The organism is Geobacillus sp. Sah69 (genome assembly GCF_001414205.1).
GTDB lineage: Bacteria > Bacillota > Bacilli > Bacillales > Anoxybacillaceae > Geobacillus > Geobacillus stearothermophilus.
The window spans coordinates 1-19,674 of the sequence record NZ_LLKS01000073.1 but is presented as its reverse complement, the minus strand read 5'-3'; the positions used below and the strand labels follow the sequence as shown (position 1 = coordinate 19,674).

Annotated in this window: 18 protein-coding genes, 5 pseudogenes and 1 riboswitch; of the genes and pseudogenes, 10 read left to right on the top strand and 13 right to left on the bottom strand. The window is 50.8% G+C overall.

All coding sequences use genetic code 11. The annotated features are described in order from the left end of the window. Positions 1 to 24: 24 nt before the first annotated feature. The 6 genes and pseudogenes from AP057_RS15630 to AP057_RS15605 all read right to left on the bottom strand — a co-directional run. Positions 25 to 363, bottom strand: a pseudogene (locus AP057_RS15630) (ROK family protein); the annotation flags it as partial. Between the two features lie 133 nt (positions 364 to 496). After that, entirely contained in the window at positions 497 to 1,003 is a 507-nt protein-coding gene (locus AP057_RS15625; protein ID WP_080706550.1) for a spore coat protein, read from the bottom strand. A 151-nt stretch (positions 1,004 to 1,154) separates the two neighbouring features. Beyond that, positions 1,155 to 2,138: a sporulation protein gene (locus tag AP057_RS15620; RefSeq protein WP_049626555.1), complete on the bottom strand. Its 984-nt coding sequence runs from the start codon at positions 2,136 to 2,138 to the stop codon at positions 1,155 to 1,157. Between the two features lie 63 nt (positions 2,139 to 2,201). Continuing rightward, positions 2,202 to 2,840 (bottom strand): sporulation membrane protein YtaF, encoded by a 639-nt coding sequence (ytaF, locus tag AP057_RS15615; protein WP_049624469.1) that lies wholly within the window; start codon positions 2,838 to 2,840, stop codon positions 2,202 to 2,204. 106 nt (positions 2,841 to 2,946) lie between these two features. Further along, on the bottom strand, positions 2,947 to 4,782 hold the full coding sequence (locus tag AP057_RS15610) for an APC family permease (RefSeq protein WP_055359164.1): 1,836 nt from the start codon (positions 4,780 to 4,782) through the stop codon (positions 2,947 to 2,949). Between the two features lie 94 nt (positions 4,783 to 4,876). Then, a riboswitch (cyclic di-AMP (ydaO/yuaA leader) is annotated at positions 4,877 to 5,016 on the bottom strand. A gap of 150 nt (positions 5,017 to 5,166) precedes the next feature. Continuing rightward, positions 5,167 to 6,504, bottom strand: coding sequence for a TrkH family potassium uptake protein (locus AP057_RS15605; RefSeq protein ID WP_055359167.1), 1,338 nt, complete (start codon positions 6,502 to 6,504; stop codon positions 5,167 to 5,169). Between the two features lie 460 nt (positions 6,505 to 6,964). Here AP057_RS15605 and AP057_RS15600 point away from each other — a divergent pair, with 460 nt between their 5' ends. Next, positions 6,965 to 8,926, top strand: a complete 1,962-nt coding sequence (locus tag AP057_RS15600) for an LTA synthase family protein (protein WP_049624471.1) — start codon at positions 6,965 to 6,967, stop codon at positions 8,924 to 8,926. A 208-nt stretch (positions 8,927 to 9,134) separates the two neighbouring features. Here AP057_RS15600 and AP057_RS16815 read toward each other — a convergent pair whose 3' ends face one another. After that, positions 9,135 to 9,272 carry a hypothetical protein gene (locus AP057_RS16815; protein WP_369813970.1) on the bottom strand — a complete coding sequence of 46 codons (138 nt, stop codon included), beginning with the start codon at positions 9,270 to 9,272 and terminating at the stop codon, positions 9,135 to 9,137. A 235-nt stretch (positions 9,273 to 9,507) separates the two neighbouring features. Then, a pseudogene (locus AP057_RS15595) lies at positions 9,508 to 10,056 on the bottom strand (N-acetylmuramoyl-L-alanine amidase); the annotation flags it as partial. 217 nt (positions 10,057 to 10,273) lie between these two features. On the opposite strand from AP057_RS15595, the pseudogene AP057_RS17630 reads away from it, so the two are divergent. After that, positions 10,274 to 10,408: pseudogene (locus AP057_RS17630) on the top strand (DinB family protein); the annotation flags it as partial. A gap of 42 nt (positions 10,409 to 10,450) precedes the next feature. Here AP057_RS17630 and AP057_RS15590 read toward each other — a convergent pair. Beyond that, complete coding sequence (locus tag AP057_RS15590; RefSeq protein WP_049625124.1) at positions 10,451 to 11,155, bottom strand: DsbA family oxidoreductase; 705 nt, start codon at positions 11,153 to 11,155, stop codon at positions 10,451 to 10,453. A gap of 140 nt (positions 11,156 to 11,295) precedes the next feature. Here AP057_RS15590 and AP057_RS16805 point away from each other — a divergent pair, with 140 nt between their 5' ends. Then, positions 11,296 to 11,589, top strand: coding sequence for a DoxX family protein (locus tag AP057_RS16805; protein ID WP_080985726.1), 294 nt, complete (start codon positions 11,296 to 11,298; stop codon positions 11,587 to 11,589). Here AP057_RS16805 and AP057_RS15585 read toward each other — a convergent pair. Next, a pseudogene (locus tag AP057_RS15585) lies at positions 11,505 to 11,915 on the bottom strand (acyl-CoA dehydrogenase family protein); the annotation flags it as partial. The gene AP057_RS16805 and the pseudogene AP057_RS15585 overlap by 85 nt on opposite strands. A 180-nt stretch (positions 11,916 to 12,095) precedes the next feature. Here AP057_RS15585 and AP057_RS17225 point away from each other — a divergent pair. Continuing rightward, on the top strand, positions 12,096 to 12,320 hold the full coding sequence (locus AP057_RS17225; protein ID WP_049625123.1) for a hypothetical protein: 225 nt from the start codon (positions 12,096 to 12,098) through the stop codon (positions 12,318 to 12,320). Between the two features lie 371 nt (positions 12,321 to 12,691). Next, entirely contained in the window at positions 12,692 to 13,879 is a 1,188-nt protein-coding gene (locus AP057_RS15575) for an IS701 family transposase (RefSeq protein WP_049625563.1), read from the top strand. Between the two features lie 92 nt (positions 13,880 to 13,971). Here AP057_RS15575 and AP057_RS15570 read toward each other — a convergent pair whose 3' ends face one another. Beyond that, on the bottom strand, positions 13,972 to 14,976 hold the full coding sequence (locus AP057_RS15570; RefSeq protein WP_049626830.1) for a phosphotransferase: 1,005 nt from the start codon (positions 14,974 to 14,976) through the stop codon (positions 13,972 to 13,974). A gap of 329 nt (positions 14,977 to 15,305) precedes the next feature. Here AP057_RS15570 and AP057_RS15565 point away from each other — a divergent pair, with 329 nt between their 5' ends. Continuing rightward, the gene (locus AP057_RS15565; protein WP_033015715.1) at positions 15,306 to 15,656 is read left to right on the top strand and encodes a DUF1360 domain-containing protein; all 351 of its coding nucleotides are present in this window, start codon (positions 15,306 to 15,308) and stop codon (positions 15,654 to 15,656) included. Positions 15,657 to 16,129: 473 nt separating this feature from the next. Here AP057_RS15565 and AP057_RS15560 read toward each other — a convergent pair whose 3' ends face one another. Both AP057_RS15560 and AP057_RS15555 read right to left on the bottom strand, forming a co-directional pair. Next, a complete protein-coding gene (locus tag AP057_RS15560; RefSeq protein ID WP_049626171.1) occupies positions 16,130 to 16,897 on the bottom strand; it encodes a hypothetical protein in 768 nt (255 codons plus the stop codon). Positions 16,898 to 16,999: 102 nt separating this feature from the next. Continuing rightward, positions 17,000 to 17,716 carry a hypothetical protein gene (locus AP057_RS15555; RefSeq protein WP_049626172.1) on the bottom strand — a complete coding sequence of 239 codons (717 nt, stop codon included), beginning with the start codon at positions 17,714 to 17,716 and terminating at the stop codon, positions 17,000 to 17,002. A gap of 154 nt (positions 17,717 to 17,870) precedes the next feature. Between AP057_RS15555 and AP057_RS15550 the strand changes: the two genes are divergently transcribed. The 4 genes and pseudogenes from AP057_RS15550 to AP057_RS15535 form a co-directional block, all read left to right on the top strand. Further along, a complete protein-coding gene (locus AP057_RS15550; RefSeq protein ID WP_047817949.1) occupies positions 17,871 to 18,200 on the top strand; it encodes a spore coat protein regulator protein YlbO in 330 nt (109 codons plus the stop codon). A 273-nt stretch (positions 18,201 to 18,473) separates the two neighbouring features. After that, the gene (locus tag AP057_RS15545) at positions 18,474 to 18,704 is read left to right on the top strand and encodes a hypothetical protein (RefSeq protein ID WP_049624147.1); all 231 of its coding nucleotides are present in this window, start codon (positions 18,474 to 18,476) and stop codon (positions 18,702 to 18,704) included. Between the two features lie 27 nt (positions 18,705 to 18,731). After that, a pseudogene (locus AP057_RS15540) lies at positions 18,732 to 18,934 on the top strand (holin). Between the two features lie 251 nt (positions 18,935 to 19,185). Further along, the coding region (locus AP057_RS15535; protein WP_152968906.1) for a transposase at positions 19,186 to 19,674 on the top strand (489 nt) is incomplete at its 3' end.

The following is a 19,674-nucleotide window of genomic DNA, read 5'->3' as shown; positions in this document are numbered from 1 at the left end:
CACGCCGTTCTAGGTAGTGGTACAAAGCGCCGCACAGTTCGCATCATTTTCCAGCTCCACCGGCAGACCCGTCGCCCCGCCGAATACGTCTTTAAAGTTAGGGCCGTGAATGCACGGCAAGGCGCTGCTTCCGCCAATGACACCGATGTCGCTGTCGACGCTGCCTGCCGAACTGATCGCGATGCCAGAAAGTTCGTAACTCGCCTGCGCGTGGCGGACGACGCGAAGCAAGTCGTCGCGAAACCGTTGAAAGTCATGACGCTCCGAACGGTAGCGCCCCTTTTCCAAAAAATCACCGCGCTCGTTCATGACGGCATGTTTCACATACGTGCCGCCGATGTCGAAAACGATATAGCAACGCATCGATGGCGCCTCCTTCATTCTTTTCACTATTTCCTTGCTTTATTTTATGCTTTATGTATTCGTGATCCAATCGTCTGCACCTCCCTGCCGCAATGAAAGAAGCCGCTCCGTTGGCGGGAGCGGCTCGTTTCCATCATCGTTCATATCCCATTGACAACGCCTTTTGCGCATTACGGACATCATGATAAAGAAGCTGGGCGAGGTCGTACGCCGGATAGTAACCACGTTCATACATATAGTTGAACGCTTTTTCGTGCGTGTCAATGGCTTTGAGCAGATGTTTGACAAACGTTTTGCGCAGCACCGGCGTCGCCGCCTCGGTAATGGCAGCAGCATAATTACGCACTGCCGTTTTTGAAAAGCCAAGCAAATCGCCAGCGTGCAAGGCCCGGTCGCCATCATCATGGTCGCGGCTTTCTTCCATCATCGGTGCCGCCGGAATGAAGGCAAGCAGCTCGCGCAAGTTCGTTTCCAATCCTTGAATCGTTTCCGTATAAAGCCCTTTCAACTCAGGACAGTCGATCTTGCCGACAGCCTTTTTCATTTTCATTAACGCGTTGGCCTGAAAAGCGATCAATTCATGCAGCTCCAACGTTTCATGCCATGCCAAATGGCGATGGCCGTGCATTTGCCCATGCATATGGTTCATCACGCTTCCCCCTCGTTTTTTATCAGTTCATTTCCATTTACTGTTATATGCCTATAAAAAGGAAACGGTCACCATTGTACGGGCCTTCCGTATCGGCAAAAAAGGCGTCTCGCCTCAGGCGAAACGCCTTCCTCCATCCTGTTTACAGCCAATCCCCGCCATCAAATCCATCGCCGCCGTCAAACCAGTCATCGACATCCAGACCGTCAGCCACATCATCAACTGCATCGTCGAGCAACTCCTCCGCTACCATTCCCGCCAACATGCCAGCCGCGAATCCGCCAATGGCTCCGGCCCATCCATGTCCGCCATGGTGCGAATGATGGACGGGTGAATAATGGCCTACGGGATGGCTATAGATTGGCGAATGTGGCGTTGCCAACGGATGCCCACTCAGCTGGCCGAACGCCCCAGCCGCCTGCACCGCCTCTTCGATGGCTTCTCGAAGCAGACGGGCTGCCGCCGCCGAATCGCGAAGCTGTTCGTGAGTAATCAACAGTTCCCGTTTCATTTCGCGTTCCCCGCCAAAGCCGTGGCGGACGTCGATCTCCATATACAAACGCACCCCTTCTCCCTCGACAAGGGCAAAAAACTCAACCTCCTGGACGATCCCTTGAAACTCACCCGTTGGGAAGAATGAAAATTCTTGTCCGTACGGTGTAATGCTCCCAGATGCCGGTTTCTCCCGGAATCCTAAGGCAGCCAATGCGGAAAACACTTGATCCAAGGCGGTCGGCGGCAAAATGTGAATGGCGTCTTGGTCATATGCATCCACCCCAGCGGCAATATCGAGCCGGGTGACGAACGTATAACGAACCGTGGGGCGGCTGATCGGCAAATGGTGCGGCAGTGTGTACGAAAACGGGAGCACTTTCCGCTCGCTAGGCTGAATCGTAAACGAAGACGCGACCGGGATCACCGCCGCGGTTTTGCGATATGCCTTCCCTTCCGCTTGCACTTCTAATTGCAATACGACATCTAAGTTCCGAATGTGTTGGGCGACTGAACCACCTTCCAGCAAAAATTCCCCTTCCAACGTTTCACCAAGGCGTACATGCGAGCGATGCAGCACGAGATCCACTTTGGCAGCGCTGATGCCGAGTCTCGATAAAAACTTTTTCCACATCGGACCTCTCTCCTTTTTTCATCTTATTCACACTTGAATTACGAACAAGCCGCCAACATGGTGTCACCGAAATAATTTGATCAACCCCAAGACGATCAATACAACCCCAGGCAGCATGGTCGCCCTTTTCATGATTCTTGTTTTTGACACCATATACCCCAACGATAAGCCGAGTCTGATGAACACAAGATTGAACATACCAACCAGCAAGGCAAACGAAAGCGGCGGAAAATGCAAAAGCGACGAACTGATCCCGGCGCCAAAGGAATCCATCGAAAGAGCAATGCCGATTAATAACGCTTCTTTTTGACTGATCGTGCCTGAACGATCAAGATCGCCAAGTTCGGGGCGTTTCAATACTTGAACAGTGCCGCTGAAACGGTTAGCCCCCCCTGCTTCATCAGGCTCCATCGAAAACTCGCTCCCGTCTCCCTTTGGTTTATAGACGTTATAAATCGCCCAACCGCCAAGCGCCATGAGAATGACCGAAGCAAGCCCTCGCTCGACTTGCAACGGCAAAAAAAGCGCCAACAGGCGGCCGATGTTCATGGACGCAAACACCACCGCCCCGGACATGAATGCGATCAGCACCAACGAAACAAAGGAGAAACGGACACCCCTCATTCCATACGTCATGCCTACGCTCAAACTGTCCATGCTCACGCTGAAAGCGAGCAAAATCATGGACACCCATAACCACATAGGAATCCCCCCCTGCCGTACGATATGCAATTCCGTACAGAGAGGGGACTTTCTTGCCATTCGACACGCATCGATTTCCGGGGAAATGTTTCCCCTTTTCTCGACATTATTCCCGCAAATGATACGGAAGCGTCGCAATGACCACATCTTTTTTCATGATCAAGAAAAAGCGCAAGATGATGGCGGTTTGGTTATGCAAAAATGTATGCCACCATTTTTTCACGATAAATTGCGGCAAGAGCACTGTCACCGGCGCGCGGTCTGCTTCTTTTTCCGCTTTCGTGATGTATTCTAATAATGGCGACAAAATGGTTCGGTACGGTGAATAGATGACTTCCAACGGAATGTCCGGATAAAACTTCTCCCACTTTTGCCGCAGCTTTTGTTCGGCTTTTTCGTCGAAAATAATCGACAGTGCCGTAATGTCGTCGGAAATGCTGCGAGCGTACTGAACGGATTGGGCGACCACTTTGCTGACGCCGGAAATGGGAATAATGACTTTTGGTTTCAACAGTTTCTCGCGCTGTTGCCACTCCCGTTCGTCAAGCCGCAATTGCTCGCCAAGTTTTTTGTAATGCTCGTGAATTCGGATGAACATCCAGACGAACAGCGGAATCGCCACGATGACGATCCAGGCCCCTTGCGTAAATTTAGCGATCATCGTGACGAGCGTGACGATCCCGGTGACCACCGCTCCCGTTCCGACGGTGAGCAGCACGCCGAATTTCCGTCCTTCTTCCCGATTCCATAATTTTTTAATCAACCCACTCTGACCGATCGTAAAGGAAAGAAAGACGCCAACCGCATAAAGCGGGATGAGCGAATGGGTTTTGGCATGAAACGCGATGATCAATGCGATCGCCAGCACGCTCAACAATATAATGCCATTGGAAAACACAAGGCGATCGCCCCGGGCCGCCAAGCTTCTCGGCAAAAAACCGTCCTTCGCCATAATCGACGTCAACTGCGGAAACCCGGCAAAACTCGTATTCGCCGCGAGCACTAAAATGACCATCGTCGCCAGCTGAAACAAGTAAAACAAAAGACCATTCCCAAACACATGGCGTCCGATTTGCGAAATGACCGTTTGATGCTCGGTCGGAGTAACGCCGAATCCCGCCGCCAACACGGTGATGCCTAAAAACATCACGCCAAGCAATGCGGACATCCATCCCATCGTAATGGCGGCGTTTTTTGAACTGTCTGGCCGGAACGCCGGCACGCCGTTGCTGATTGCTTCGACCCCAGTCATCGCCGAACATCCCGATGAAAAGGCGCGCAGCAAAATAAACAAACTGTAACCGGACGCAAACATGTGAGCTGTGGAAGCATGCTCATGCATCGTAAACCCATGCCATCCTTCCTGCCACAACTGCCACCCGCCGACAGCGATCATCACAAGAACGAAGCCAATGAACACATACGTCGGGTAGGCGAAAACCGTTGCGGATTCGGTAATGCCGCGTAAATTGAGCACCATTAAAAGCAAGACAAGAGCGACAGCGAGCTCCACTTTCCACGGCAGCAGCCCCGGAAACGCCGATGTCAGCGCGGCGACGCCGGAGCTGATGCTGACGGCGACAGTTAAAATATAATCGATCATCAGCGCCGCCCCGGCCACTAAACTAATTTTCGTCCCCAAATGGTCGCGGGCGACGACATACGCCCCGCCGCCGGACGGAAACGCGTAAATGATTTGCCGATACGACAAGGTCACTAACAAAAGCAATACTAAAATCGCCACCGCGATCGGCAGCGAATAGAAAAAGACGCTTGTCCCTAATAAAGCAAGCACAAGCAAAATTTCTTCCGTCGCGTAGGCCACCGATGACAGCGCATCGGAAGAAAAAACGGCCAACGCTTTCCATTTCGGCAATTTTTCATGTTCGAGCCGTTTTGTCTCCATCGGTTTCCCAATCAACAAACGTTTTAACGAAGCCATGCTTCCGTTCCTCCCAAAGCATATTCGAGTTGATTCAAAAAGAAAAAACCGCTGAGGACGCGCTCAACGGCTACGTTTGGTTCAAAACCATACTCGTCCCTCCCCAAAGCGCTTGCGAGGTTAGCTGTCGGGTTCGGGCTTGGAGAGATGCCCGTCCTTTCGGATTCACCCCTAGCAACGAGCGTTGCAACAAGTGGGTCCCCCGCTCCATGACGGATTCAGCGCTAAATATTCAGTTGTTTCTGCTTCCATATATTACTCCTCTCCCTTTTCTCCGTAAACAGTGAAAAAGCGGAAAAAACAACGATTTTCTCTGCCTTTGAGCCGCTTTTTCGCATAAACCGTCCTTATCTTTATGCTTTCTTTCTTTTTCCTGTCTTGCCTCTATCCAATCATAATTTTCCCTTTCGGATAGCGGAACGGATCAGGCTGACGGCGCAGCGTGACCGCGTACGCGATCGTCAGCGGACCGACGCGGCCGGCAAACATCGTCAAGATAATGACCGCCTTTCCAAGCGGAGACAACTCTGGAGTCAGTCCCATCGACAGTCCGACGGTCCCAAACGCCGACGTCGCTTCGAATAAAATCATGAGAAAGTCTTTTCCGCTCTCGGTGATCGTCAACACCATCGTTACAAACATGACGATAAACAGCCCGCTCATGGTCACGGTCAGCGACTTGTATACCGTATCATAGACAATTCGTTTTCGGAACAAAATGACGTCTTCCTTCCCGCGAATTTGCGACCAAACCGCGCCGAGCAACGTCGTAAAGGTCGTTGTTTTGATTCCGCCGCCCGTCGAACCCGGGGAAGCGCCGACAAACATGAGAAACACGATCAAAAACAGCGTCGGCTGCGTCAAATCCGGGATGTTAAGCGTATTCGAGCCCGCTGTTCTCGGAGTGACCGCCTGGTAAAACGCGGACAGAAACTTGCCTGAGAGCGACAGCGGCCCCATCGTCTTCGGATTGTTCCACTCCAGCAGCAATATCAGCGCCATGCTGGCTACTAGCAGCCATGCCGTCGTAATGGCGACGACCTTCGTATGAAGGGAAAGGCGGCGCATCTGCCTATACTCGTACACTTCATTCATGACAATAAAGCCGATTCCGCCTAAAATAATCAAAATCGGCACAACAAGGCTGACGACCGGATCGTCCACATAGCCGGTCAAGCTGCGGAACTCACCCATTAAATCAAACCCGGCGTTGTTAAAATTCGAAATCGCATGGAAAAAGCCAAAGTAAATCGCCCGGCCGAGCGGCATGTCAAAGGCAAAGCGGATTGAGAGCAACACCCCGCCGATCCCTTCAATCACAACAGTAAAAAGGAAAATGCGTTTGACGAGCCGAACGATGCCCTCGATCGTCAAATTATTGAGCGCCTCTTGGAGGATGAGCCGTTCTTTCAACGAAATGCGTTTGCCAAACAAAAAGGCAAACAGCGTCGCAAACGTCATAAATCCGAGCCCACCGACTTGAATGAGCGCCAAAATGACAAGCTGGCCAAACAGGGTAAACGTCGTCCCGGTGTCGACGACAACAAGTCCAGTTACGCACGTCGCGGAAGTCGCTGTAAACAGCGCGTCTAAAAACGGCAACCCCTTTCCATCCACGGTCGCAACAGGAAGCATCAACAGCAGCGCTCCAATCAAAATAATGAGCGCAAATCCGGACACGAGAATTTTCGGCGGATCAAAAAATTTGCCTTTCGGATTCATTGGCATGGCTTACCTCTTTCCCTTCATCCAGTTCTTCCTTATAGTTTGTGGATAATGCATAGAAAAAATATACCAAAAACAAGCCGATTCCGGTACAGCCAATAATTTTTATCATAATGTCCTCGTTGTCTAATAAAATGGGTAAAGGGCATGGCCACGCGCATCGGGACGTTTTCAGAAGGGCAGTTGAAACCTTTTCGATTTCCATTCGTCATATATGAGTGGCAGTCCATCGCCATACAGGGAAACGAGGTGGCAAGGAAGGAGGCGCCCGTCAATCCTTAAAAAACATTCCATTGACTTTTGGCAAAAGACGTATTATGCTACTTGACATGGAGACGTTCCGATGTAAAATGATGTCAGGACAAAATGCTGACTGCTATGCGCGGAAGCTGTTCATAGAAGAATAGAAATAGAAATGGATCTTTCGAGAATACGAGGCAAAGGAGGAGAAGAGAACGTGAAAACGATTGGAAAGAAATTGTTGACAAAATGCCGTTCTCTCCCTAACCAATATATTGGTTTTTTTATTTTGGCGGTGCTCTTGTTTTGGCTGAAGACGTATGTCGCCTATCTAGCGGAATTTAACCTTGGCATCAGCAACTCCATGCAGGAGTTTTTGCTGTTGATCAATCCGATCAGCTCGGCGGTGTTTTTCTTTGGCTTAGCCCTATTGGGCAGAGAAACACGGGTATATAGGCGGCTCGTTACTATTAATCTCATTTTGTCGTTCATTTTATACGCCAATATCGTCTATTATCGCTTTTTCAGCGATTTTATTACATTGCCGACGTTGACGCAAACGAAAAACTTTGGCGATCTCGGCGGCAGCATTTTGGAATTGCTCAGATGGTATGACCCGCTTTATTTCTTGGACACGATCATTTTGGCAGTGATCGTGTTCTCGAAACGGTTCCCGCTTCCGCCGGTGCGGGCCGGTCGCGTCAAAAAAGGCGTTATTTTTGCTTCGGCCATTTTAATGTTCAGCGTCAACTTGGCGCTCGCGGAAGCCGACCGCCCGCAGCTGTTGACTAGAACGTTTGACCGCAACTATATCGTCAAATATTTAGGGGTATACAACTACTTGATCTATGACACGATCCAAAGCATGAAATCGTCGACACAACGGGCGTTCGCGAACAAAAGCGACATCACAACCGTATTGAACCATGTGCAGGCGACATATGCCGAGCCGAATCCGAAGTATTTCGGCGTCGCCAAAGGAATGAACGTCATCTATATTCACTTGGAGTCATTCCAAAACTTTTTAATCAACTACAAACTGAATGGCCAGGAAGTGACGCCGTTTTTAAACTCGCTCACCCGCGATCCGAACACATTCTATTTCGATAACTTCTTCCATCAAACGGGTCAAGGGAAAACATCGGACGCAGAGTTTATGCTCGAAAACTCGCTCTATGGCCTGCCGCAAGGGGCCGTCTTCACGACGAAAGGGCAAAATACGTACCATGCGGCTCCTGCCATTTTGCGCCAATACGGTTACACAAGCGCGGTTTTCCACGGCAACTACAAATCGTTCTGGAACCGCGATGAAATTTACAAATCGTTCGGGTTCGATCATTTCTTTGACGCCAGCTACTATGATATGAACGACGAGGACGTCTTGAACTACGGGTTGAAAGACAAACCGTTCTTCCGGGAGTCGATCCCTCTGTTGGAAACGTTGAAAGAGCCGTTCTATGTGAAATTTATTACACTGTCGAACCACTTCCCGTACCCGATCAGCGAGGAAGATGCCACAATCCCGCCGGCAACGACGGGAGACGGAACGGTCGACCGTTACTTCCAAACGGCCCGCTACTTGGATGAGGCCATCAAAGAGTTCTTTGATTACTTGAAAAAATCCGGTCTGTACGACCGCTCGGTCATTATTTTGTACGGCGACCATTATGGCATTTCGGAAAATCACAACAAGGCCATGTCGCAAATTTTAGGCAAGGAAATCACGCCGTATGAACACGCCCAGTTACAACGAGTGCCGCTGTTCATCCATGTCCCAGGCATAAAAGGCGGCGTCATTCATGAATTCGGCGGCCAAATCGACTTGTTGCCGACTTTGTTGCATTTGCTTGGCATCGACTCGAAAAATTACGTCCACTTCGGAACGGACTTGTTGTCGCCGGACCATCAAGAAATCATCCCGTTCCGCAACGGTGACTTCGTAACGCCAACCGTGACAGCGGTCAACGGCAAGTACTATGATACGAAAACGGGCGAGCCGCTTGAAGAAACGCCGGAGATTCAACGTCTCGAACAAATCGTCCGCACGAAGCTCGACCTGTCGGATAAGGTTGTTTACGGCGATTTGCTCCGGTTCTATACCCCAAAAGGCTTCGAACCGGTCGATCCGTCGAAATACGATTACAACAAACGCGAAAATGAAGAGGGAAGCGCACAATAAGCGCTTCCCTCTTTTTTTCTAGAAGGCCGGTGAAAAACGGTGACTTTCGCTTAATCAGTGTTTTGGGGCGCGAGAGAAGGCCTGGTTTTAAAAGGCTTCTCAACTTGAGAACACCGTGTTTTTCGTGTTTTTTTCACTCCATCACTACCCTTCTAGGACAAACGGACAAAAAAACGCTCGCCCAGCTGAAACTAGGCAAGCGTTCCCGTCATTCCTCGACTTGTTCAAGCACAATCCGCTTCGCTCTTCCTAAATAACGCTCCACTTGACGCAGCACATTTTCCTTCTCCGTAAATGCCCCGACTTGCGTTCCATCCACTGTCACACGCGGTGAACTACCCACCACCTACGCTTCGCTTAGAGGTGGGGGCTTCAAGCGACTTGTGTGTGTTCGCTGAACGGTAAGCCACACACAAGAACCCTTTACGCTTCCCTTCGTTCCGAAGGTGTCCGTTCTAGCCATATTCTATCCTATTCGTTGGCTAACGCCAACCGACATTCATCTCCCACTTTCACTGGTGCTGGCGCACCTTCACGTTTAGAAGTAGGAGACTTCTTTCGGAGGGAAGTTAAAAAGAGGTTTGATTTTTTGTCAGATCCAATGCCCGTGCCATTCCATTCACATGCCCACGGGCGACTGTTCGCAAAAACTGGGTGTCATTCAATTTTTCTGCATCCTCTTTTCGATCAATAAATCCATTCTCCGTGAGCACCGCCGGCATCACTGTTTCGCGCAGCACATGGAAGTTTGCTTTCTTTTTCCCACGGTCGCGAAATCCTGTAGCCTTGACGACTTCTTCATGAATGGCATCGCGGATGCGGGCTGTTACCGAATCGTCATCGAGCCGATTATAAATATAATCTTCATACCCCGTGCCGCCACCGGCATTCACGTGAATCGACACGTATAAATCCGCCCCCCATTGATTGGCCCGATCCGTCCGCTCCTCAAGCGGCACCGTTTCATCTTTTGTCCGACTCAGCTGCACCAACACTCCTTCATACTCATTTTGCAGCAGACGGTTGATTTCAAGAGCGATAAACAACGTAATGTCTTTCTCCAACAACCCGTTGCCGATCGCTCCGGTATCTCTTCCCCCATGACCGGGGTCAATAAAAATTTTCGGCATCGTCGTTTCCTCCCCTTCCTTACATGTCCGGCGTTTTTCACGAAGACAATATAGGGACATCCACTCCACATTTTTTCTTATTTTATTAATAGAATAAGCATTTGAAAGGAAAAGGTGACAGGCAAAGGACCAAAACAAGGAGAAACACTAGCCGCCAACATTTCCTCTATTTGTGGTATAATAGGACGAGGAAATAAATTCCAAAGGAGGAATACGCATGTCCCGCGCACAACAATGGGTGCAATATTTCCTTTCCCACCGCCATGTCACGATGGAATTGATCCACAAAATCGACGAGGCGCATTATGATTACAAACCGACGCCGACCTCGATGACAGCAAAGCAGCAAGCCGGCTAGGCATCCCTAACCGGCTTTTCCTTTTGATTTATTTTCTTAAATAGAGCACCCTTCGTCGGTGCACGTCCCGCCTTGATCAGTCGACAGCGGCTGCAGCGGCCGCGATTGTTCTTCCTCCCATACCTTCTCCAGCGCCCGCCGGAACACCTCAACCGGCTGGGCGCCGGAAATCGCATACTTCCGGTTCAGAACGAAAAACGGCACGCCGCGGACGCCCAACGCCGCCGCTTCTTCCTCATCGCGGCGCACCTCTTGTGTGTAGCGGCCGCTGGCCAACACTTCTTCCGCTTCCGTCCGGTCAAGCCCGGCTGCTTCGGCGATCGCAAGCAGCACATTGCGGTCGCTGATTCGCTTCGACTCCGTAAAATAGGCGTAAAACAACCGCTCGACGACATCTTGAAGCCTTCCTTTTTCATTCGCATATTGAGCCAACCGGTGGGCGTCAAACGTATTCGTCGGCTTCATCGTGTCAAAGCGGAACGTCAAACCGACCGCCTCCGCCTGCCGGCCGATATCGGCGTTCGCCCGCTTCGCTTCCTCGAGCGAAATGCCGTATTTGTTGGCGATGATTTCATGAATCGTCAATGGGGTCTCGTTTGGTGCGTTTGGATCGAGTTCAAAGCTGCGGAATACGATTTCAACGTCTTCCCGGTGCGGAAATGGCTCAAGCGCCTGTTCCAATCGGCGTTTGCCGATATAGCAAAACGGGCAGACAAAATCGGACCATACTTCAATTTTCACGGCCATATCCTCCTCTACTTTTGACGCGCTTCCCCTCCATTGTAGCCCATTGCCGGTCGAATGGCTAACGAAAGGCATGGGGGCGGACCCACCCGCATACATTGTACTACCATGCTGTTGGGACAAGGAGGGAGAATCTCATGCATTCCCAGGAATTCGGCGCCTTTCTGTTGCGGATTGTCACCGGGTTCATCTTTTTCGCCCATGGCTGGGTGAAATGGCAGCGGGGGCTTGAGGCGGCGGCCGATTCGTTTGCGGCGATGGGGCTTCCCGGCTGGCTCGCCTACATCGTGACGATGGTGGAGCTTGCCGGCGGCTGGGCGATGATGCTTGGCCTTGGCACACGGCCGATTGCGGCGGCGTTCGAGCCGGCGCTCGGCTCGGTTAAGGCAAAGGCGCCGATCCTTTCGCCTGTCGCCATTTTTGGCAAGTAGCGCCGCTTTTGTTCCTCGGTGCCGAGCTCGACGATGCCGACCGTACCGATGCCGGTATGAGCGCCGATTAATGTCGTATAGCCGTTATGCGTTTTCCCGAGTTCTTCATAAATGGCGCATTTGCCGACCATCGACAAGCCAAGGCCGCCGTATTCTTCCAGGATGCTTAAGCCGAACAGCCCCATGGCTTTCGATTTTTCAATAATATCTTCTGGAATGTGGTCGTTTTCTTCAATGTCCATGGCCACCGGTTCCACGACTTCTTTCACAAATTTACGGACGTTTTCTTTTAAAAATTCAATCTCGGCTGGCAACGTAAAATCCATCTTCTTCCCCTCCCCGTTACCAAAAAATGATTAAATCTCTATTCATTCCCTATGATACAATGAAATATTCGTCGAGCCGACGAAAATTAATGAATATTTTACCTTTTTAATCAAATATTTGTTATTTCGATGTTATAATTGTCGTTGAATGAAAATATTGGAAAGGGGACAAGGGGAACTATGAAAAGAGAAATTGTCTTAAATGATACAGATCTCAAACGCGCATTGAAGATTATGATGGCAGAATCCGATATTGACAGCATGGCTGCCGTGGCCAGAAATTTGAACATCAAAGAAACAACTTTCCGATCAGCTATCAATAACAATTCTCTTCGAGTGGCTGAACTTGTCAGGATATGTGAAATGATGGGATATGAGCTTGTGATACGAAGTAAAAACCAGTAAAAAACCATCCTCCATGCAAAGGATGGTTTTTATTTTGTGTCTGACAAAAAATGTTTACAAAAATAAAACCCCAGCACCGAAGTACTGGGGCAAAAACCATGAATTCCCCGCTGAAGGGGTGAAATGGCCTGTGAAGCGGCGTTGTTCGGTCGCCTGACAGTCGATAAAGGCTTAAAATGGTAAATCTTCAAATTGCATCTATACAATTATAATTCGTTTTGATATAATGGGGCCAAGCCGGCCGGTTATCATCTGTAGATGAGCAAATTTGCTAACATAAATTTACAAACTAAACAAAAAAGGAGACATGAACCCGATTCCTTGGTTAGAATAGATGTGCTACCAACTACCCACAAGGAGGTTCATGTCTCATGAATAGATTAGCACATCATCAAGGAATCCACAAGTTTTTCATGACGCTGGGATTGGCGCTTTATTTCTCGAAGCCGGTCATCAAGCATCTCGTTCATCTTGTCGACGCCTTGACGACCAAGGGATTTTCGGGGACATTGACGGATGTCCGGTACTGGAGTTTTCATCCGAATCATCGAACCACGCTCAGCCACTTTTTCACGAAAAGCCCTTGGAACGAGGAAAAACTGCTTGAGAAGCTTCAGGAGTGGGTTCTTCGCCAGATCGAACGCCTGGCCAAACGGACGAATCAACCCCTGTTCCTTTCGATTGATGATACCATTTGCCAAAAAACGAAGCCTTCGTCACGGGCAACGCACGCCATTCAAGGGTGTGACTGGCATTTCTCTCACAGCGATCATCAATTGGTCTGGGGGCATTCGCTTGTTTGGCTGATGGTGCACACCTTCACGCAAGCGTTTCCGTTCGCCTTTCGTCTGTATGACAAGACATCGGGAAGAAGCAAAATCGACCTGGCGATCGAGATGCTTTCCTCGCTCAAGGGGAAGCGGGCTCAGCCGGTGTATGTGCTCGTGGATTCATGGTATCCGTCCCAAGCGCTCATCGAAGCCTGTCTGAAACAAGGATTCCATGTCATCGCCATGCTCAAGACGAACCGGATTCTCTACCCGAAAGGTATCGCCATCCAAGCGAAGGAGTTTGCCCGCTATATCGAGCCAAATGACACCCGCCTCGTCACGGTGGGGAACGAGCGCTATCGTGTCTACCGCTACGAAGGCGCGCTCAACGGTCTTGATGACGCGGTGGTGCTGCTGGCTTGGAAGGCGGATCAACCGATGACGCCGGATCATCTCCATGTCATATTGAGCACCGACCGGGAGCTGAGTGACGAAGACATCTTGCGTTACTATGCCCAGCGCTGGACGATCGAATGCTTTTTCCGGCAGGCAAAAGACCAGCTGAAGCTCGATGGGTACCGTGTTCGCCACGTTCGGGCGGTGAAACGGTATTGGGTCGTGGTGCTGTTAGCCTGCGTATACAGCATCGCGGAATCTCAACAAGACATCTCTTCCGGCCTGGAGCTTCTTCGGTCTCGGAAAGGGCACAGCGTCGTCGAGTTCATCTATGACGCCGCAAAGCAAGATATTCCCATTGATGTGATCAAAAAACAGCTCCATGTCGCCTAAGGGGTCCCCTGTTTGTCTCTTAGGGAATGGAAATTACTGTAATGAAAAATACTCATCTACAGTTTCATGGATAAAATGAGCGATCGTTCGTCTCATGTTCTTGATCCCTCGCTTTTCGACAAGTCGGACAAAAAAGCGAACTTTTTCTTTTCCTGCTCAGCGAGGCGGATGAGCAAGTCCAACGGCGGTTGGCTGCCTGTCGCCTGCTTTCGCGTCCCTTGGCCGATGATTTCGCTGTAAAACATATGCGGAAACATAGCATCGGCTAAGTAGACGCTTTGATACGAAGCATAGAGCGGACAAATGGAGAAATAGATTTCAAATAATGACCGAATTCTTTTGGACACGTTGTTTTTCGGGTTTCTTGTTAAGGAAATGAGCAAAAAGCGAAAATCATCGAGCGGGAGGTCATAGTAAGCGCGGTCAAAATCAATCATCATCACTTTATTGCTTTCGGCCAATAACAGATTGTTGCTGTTATAATCCCCATGGCAAATGGCTTTCCGTTTCGCCGCTTCACGGCAAAAGTCAGCGACATCGCTTTTTTCAAGCAGCGCATAGCTTTTGGCCGAAAGCTGGGCCATCTGTTTCATTATATGAGAAAGAGAGGTCCCATTATTAACGGTCTCTGCCTGTTTCTGTAAATACGCCGTCTTTTCCCGGTGTGCATCCAGTATGTCGGTCGGTTCGGGGAAGGACGGCGAATGGGGAGGGATCCAATCGTCGAATAGGCTGTGTTTGTGAAAACGGGCCAACCATTCAATCCGTTGCTGGAATGAGGGCTTGCTTCCGCTTGAGGAAACGTACTCCATCAAGTAGTAATAGTGGTTTTTTCGTTGAACGTAAGGTTGCTTTGTTTTTGTCCGGATCATTTTTGGGACGTGAAATCCAGTTTCATATAGTTTGGAATGAAGCAAAATCGGGAAAGGTGTTTTATCCTCATTCAGCCGTTTTAGTACGCACCTCTCACCCGTTTTTTTGTTTTGCAGAAGCCATACTTTTTCCTTTTTTAGCTCGCCGGCGATATCCACCTCGGTTTCCGACAGGCCGTAGCTGTGCAACACTTCAAACAACAGGCGGGATCGTTTTGAGGCCACGATCAGTTCCTCCTAGCGCCAATGGTCGGTTAATAAGAGTGTATGTAAAGGGAAACGAGTTGGTATAGACAGGTGCACTAGGCCATGGCGAAAAGGGGCGGCAAAAAATAAGGCCGACCGCGCTCTTTGGCGCTGGCCGGCAAGGCTTTTCTTGATTATTCTTCTCTTGTCTCTTGTGTTAAAAACCTATACTCCATCATATGATTGGCGTAGGAGAGCGTTTGGGTAAACGTCCGCACCGGAGCAGGTTCGCCTGCTGCCGGGCCGAGGAGGCGGAAAAAGCGCACGCCTCCTTTTGCGGCCGCAGCGAGCGGAAAGGGGAGAGGAACGTGGATGACCCGTTTTCCTTTATTCTTCTTTGTTTAGCCAGCTTTCGTCTGACGAGGCTCATCGTATACGATACGATCACCGCCTGGCTTCGCCGGCCTTTCCATGAATGGGTGGAGGAGGAGCTTCCGGACGGAAGAAAAGAAGTATTTCTCATTTTGAAGGGCAGCGGATTGCGGCGCTGGATCGGCGAACTGCTAAGTTGCTACTGGTGCACCGGGATATGGTGTGCAGCGTTTTGTTATATTGGGGTTGTTGCTTGGCCGGCCGTTTTCCAGCCGCTGATCGTGCTGCTCGCAGTCGCCGGCGGGGCGGCGCTGATTGAAACGGTTGTCAGCAAGTGGCTCTCGTAAGGGGAGAGACGCTATATAGATGCAACAAAGAAGTTTAACATATCCTTGACAGAAAAGTGGTTTGCCCATTTTCGACTGTCGAAGGCAAGCGTGTGGCTTGCCTCCGTCACGCCTTAGCGTGACGGAAGACCGAACAACGACTCGCTTCACAGACCCATTCATGGGTCTTTAAGCGGCGTTGTTCGGTCACTCGACAGTCGGATGCAATGACCGGCAAAGACGAAAAATGTTAAAGCTTTAAATTGCATCTATATAGCTTGCGTCATCCGGACCGGCTGCAGCGGAAAGCTGCCGCCTGGATGGCTGGCCGACGGCTTCCGCCGGTGGGAGATTGTGTTTCGGTTGGTCTTGGACACTTGAAGCATCATGCCCCCGCTGCTGCTGTCAAGCAAAGATCGTTGCTGCCGACAAGACGAGGCCGGCTGAAGCCGGCCGGGAAAAGCAGCCGCTCCATTGGATGGGGCGGGCTCCGTTTACCATTGGACGGCGATGCGGTTGGCCGCGTCGGCGCCTTTGGGCAGTTCAGCGCCATATACGAAGCCGTCGACTGTCAGGGAGCGGACGTTGCCGGACGGTCGAACCGCAATCTCAAACTGGGAAAAGCGCCGTTCTTCACCTGGTTCAATGGGGACGCCATGAAGCGGGGCAATCCAATATTCGCCGTTTTGCCGCACTTTTTCCCGCCAGTTTTCTTGGATGAACGTCCAACCTTCGGCGCCGCTGTCAGCCAGCCCCTCCTGTGCGGCGCGCCCGCTTTGGGGGAGCGCAATTTTTCCGCTCAGCACCGCTGCTTTCGGCGGCGAGATGCGGAGGCAGACGACCGGATGGTGAAGCGGCGCGGTTCCGCTGTTGCGGATGATGAAGTCGCCAATCACGACAATTTCTTCTTCATCAAGGTGCGTCGGGATCATAACCGAGTAATGAAACAGCGCCAGCACGGAAGCGGCTGGATCGGCGCCGGTGGTTTGTTGCGGTCCGGAGACGCGATGCTCTGCCTCTTCGAGCGCGATTTCATACAACAAAAGCTGGCGCTCCAAGGCCGCGATCTTTTTCTTGTACATTTCGGCGTTGACTGTTTCGGCTTCACGCAATTTTTCTTTTAGATAGGCGCTGCGCATTTTTTCTTTTTCCAGTTCGGCCTCAAGCTGCTTGATCTGTTGCCTGCACGAGGCGGCTTCAGACCGGTAGTGAATAATTTGTTGCTGCAGGCGGAGGTGCCGGTCATCATTCGCATTTTTCACTCGTTTTCCACTCCTTCCATTTTTATCTTATGTATACGCGGAAGGCAAGTGCCATATAAAAAAGGCTGTTGTTGAGAACAACAGCCTAAGTGGTGCGGGACGTTACATTGCTGGGAATACGTCCGGGCATTGTGGCGGGAATTTGGTTGTCGGGCACAGCGTAGCTTCGGCAAGTTCTTCGCGCGGTTGGCAGAAGCGGGCTTCAACTTCGATTTTGACGTCAGCTTCCACTTGGACTTCAAGGCATAAGGTGATGGAAACGTCGAGTTGAGTGAAGTTGTCCGTGCAAACTAAGCTTGTATCGCATTCAAAGAAGGAAATATGGCAATTGAGCTGCGTGCCTTCCGGAGCGCATAAGATGAATGTTTGCGCCGTGGCAAACGGAATCGGCGCCGATTGGCAAATCACCGTGCCGGTCGGGCTGACAATTTGCACAACGACGTGTCCTTTGACGAGCGCTTTGACTTTTTGCAATGTCACGGTCTCCCCGGAAGGAAGGGTGACGTTGACGGGCTGCCGGCCGTTTGGCTGCATGATTTCTTGGCAAATCAGCGCATCCTGGTCAACAACCGGATCGATTGGATTTCCGGCAGCGTCTGTCAAGAAACAACGAATGGCAAAGTTTTGCGGGTCCATGTTTTGCGCTGCCAAAAAGTCGCAAATCGTCCCGTCTCCCGGACAAGTGTCCGATGGGAAAATCGTTTCCAAATCATCGCCGCTGAAGCTTTTTAATGGCACGTCGATTTGCCGCGTCACCCAGTCATAAATTTTGCGTGTTCTGATGCATACCCTTTCCGTATCGCGATGGTAATGGCCCATTTTCTCGTTCCTCCTATCGTTCATTTGTTCCCCAACGCCTAATGGTTTGGGACTACTGTATACTATGAATGATATAGGTAAATGTGTTGGGACAGATGCGGATTTTTTATCGGCAGGCGTCTGCCGGACGATGAAATAAAGGGGGAGATGACGAATGAGAGAACAACGGGGAGCGGCGAAGGCAGGAACAAAAGGGATAGATGAACGGCGGCTGGCTGAGCGGATTGCTGAGCTGGAGCGCCGGCTCGAAGAAGCAGAGGCAGAAAATGTAGTGTTAAGGGAACTGGCTTACCAAAGCAAGCAACGTTATGAGCAAATAAAGCAGCTGATGAAACAAAACGACGAACTTCGCCGCCAGCTGCAGCAGCTGCAAGGAGAGACGGGAGGAGTACGTGACGAAGAACGGCCGGACAGCTGGTTTTTCCGTACGCTGCGCCAAGAAAACGCGATTGTGCCCCACCCGGACGAGCGCAAGGAAAAATGAGGCGCACCCTTGGCCGATAGGGCCATACAATAGCAGTAGCCATACATTTTTTTCATTTGGAGGGATGAGGCCATGACGAAACCAATCTCGCCCAAACCGACGGCTTGGGCGCTCACCTCAACAACCCAGCCAGTGCGGCGCCCGAGAGGCTGCGGCTGCGGCCGGCCGCCGGTCGTAAAGAAATAGCACAAATCCGTGAGAAGCGCCTATACTCCGCTTCCTCTCCTTGCATAGTCTAACAGTGCAACTAGGCGAAAGGAAGGGGGGAAGGGCATGTCGGATCGGAAAAAAGCGAAAGTGATTCATGTCGATAAATTGATCATTCATGCCGATGACATCGTCATTATGCCGCGCGGCCGCATCCGCGATCCATGGTTGTTCCCGCACCGCGATGATACGGAAATGGAAGCCGTTGAAGATGCGCGGGACCGGGATAAGGAAGAACATGGTGAAGGAGGCTATGATCGAAACGAAGGAGAACAGAGACCGTTTTCGTGGATCTAGCCATAAAGCAAATGGGGGACGCAAACGGTGGAGCGTTTTAAAAATTACGGGCTTTGGCTGGCAATCGGATCGTTTGCCGTGATTGCGCTTGAGACATTCGGCGTCGACATTGATCTTGGCAAATATGAACAACTGTACCATGCCTTCTTAAGCATTTTGGTGATGGCCGGTATTTTAAACAACCGTCGCTCGGCCGCGGTTATTCCGATAAAATTGATGACAAGTCGTAAATCGCATGGGCGCCTGCAGAAGGCGCCCTTTTCGTGCCCGGAAAGGCTGGAAAGGCGGCAGAACGTTTTGCAGAAAATGACAATTATAATTGGCGGCGAAAAAACCATTCTAAACATTGTCACCACCAATCTTACACCATATAAGGAGCATTCCCGTTAGGAGCTTTTCCGGGGACTTGATCAAAAAAAGCCCTCTTGGTATGATGCAGGGGTGTCAACCACATCACTCACCATACCAAGGAGGACTTCAGATGAATTGTACACAAAACTATAAAATTGATCAAGTAACCGAACAAACGCTTGTCGTGGGTATTGATATCGCGAAACGAACCCACTACGCCTGCTTCGTGGATGACCGGGGGCGCGTGCTTCGCAAGTCGTTCCCGATCTTCCAGTCGAAAGAGGGGTTTCAGCAGCTGTATAAAGCGATTCAGGAGGCGATGCAAGCGTTTGGGAAGTCAGAGGTGATCGTCGCCGTGGAGCCGACCGGGCACTACTGGTTGAACCTGGCCTACTTCCTCGAGGAGCACGGGATCCCGTTGGTCATGGTCAACCCGGCGCATGTGTGCCGGTCGAAAGAACTTGATGACAACCTGCCGACGAAACACGACGCCAAAGACGCCCTGGTCATTGCCAGACTGGCAAAAGACGGACGATTCCTCGTTCCCCGGCTGCTGCACGAGACCGAAGCCGATTTCGGCGTGGGAACCACGCTCAAAGAGAAGCGCCGCAAGGAACAG

Bases quoted from the DNA above. Each gene is read 5' to 3' on its own strand.
- AP057_RS15620 (WP_049626555.1), bottom strand. From the start codon at position 2,138: ATGTGGAAAAAGTTTTTATCGAGACTCGGCATCAGCGCTGCCAAAGTG.
- ytaF (WP_049624469.1), bottom strand. From the start codon at position 2,840: ATGTGGTTATGGGTGTCCATGATTTTGCTCGCTTTCAGCGTGAGCATG.
- AP057_RS15605 (WP_055359167.1), bottom strand. From the start codon at position 6,504: ATGAATCCGAAAGGCAAATTTTTTGATCCGCCGAAAATTCTCGTGTCC.
- AP057_RS15625 (WP_080706550.1), bottom strand. From the start codon at position 1,003: ATGCATGGGCAAATGCACGGCCATCGCCATTTGGCATGGCATGAAACG.
- AP057_RS16805 (WP_080985726.1), top strand. From the start codon at position 11,296: ATGCATTCCCAGGAATTCGGCGCCTTTCTGTTGCGGATTGTCACCGGG.
- AP057_RS17225 (WP_049625123.1), top strand. From the start codon at position 12,096: ATGAAAAGAGAAATTGTCTTAAATGATACAGATCTCAAACGCGCATTG.
- AP057_RS15545 (WP_049624147.1), top strand. From the start codon at position 18,474: ATGTCGGATCGGAAAAAAGCGAAAGTGATTCATGTCGATAAATTGATC.
- AP057_RS15610 (WP_055359164.1), bottom strand. From the start codon at position 4,782: ATGGCTTCGTTAAAACGTTTGTTGATTGGGAAACCGATGGAGACAAAA.
- AP057_RS15575 (WP_049625563.1), top strand. From the start codon at position 12,692: ATGAATAGATTAGCACATCATCAAGGAATCCACAAGTTTTTCATGACG.
- AP057_RS15555 (WP_049626172.1), bottom strand. From the start codon at position 17,716: ATGGGCCATTACCATCGCGATACGGAAAGGGTATGCATCAGAACACGC.
- AP057_RS15550 (WP_047817949.1), top strand. From the start codon at position 17,871: ATGAGAGAACAACGGGGAGCGGCGAAGGCAGGAACAAAAGGGATAGAT.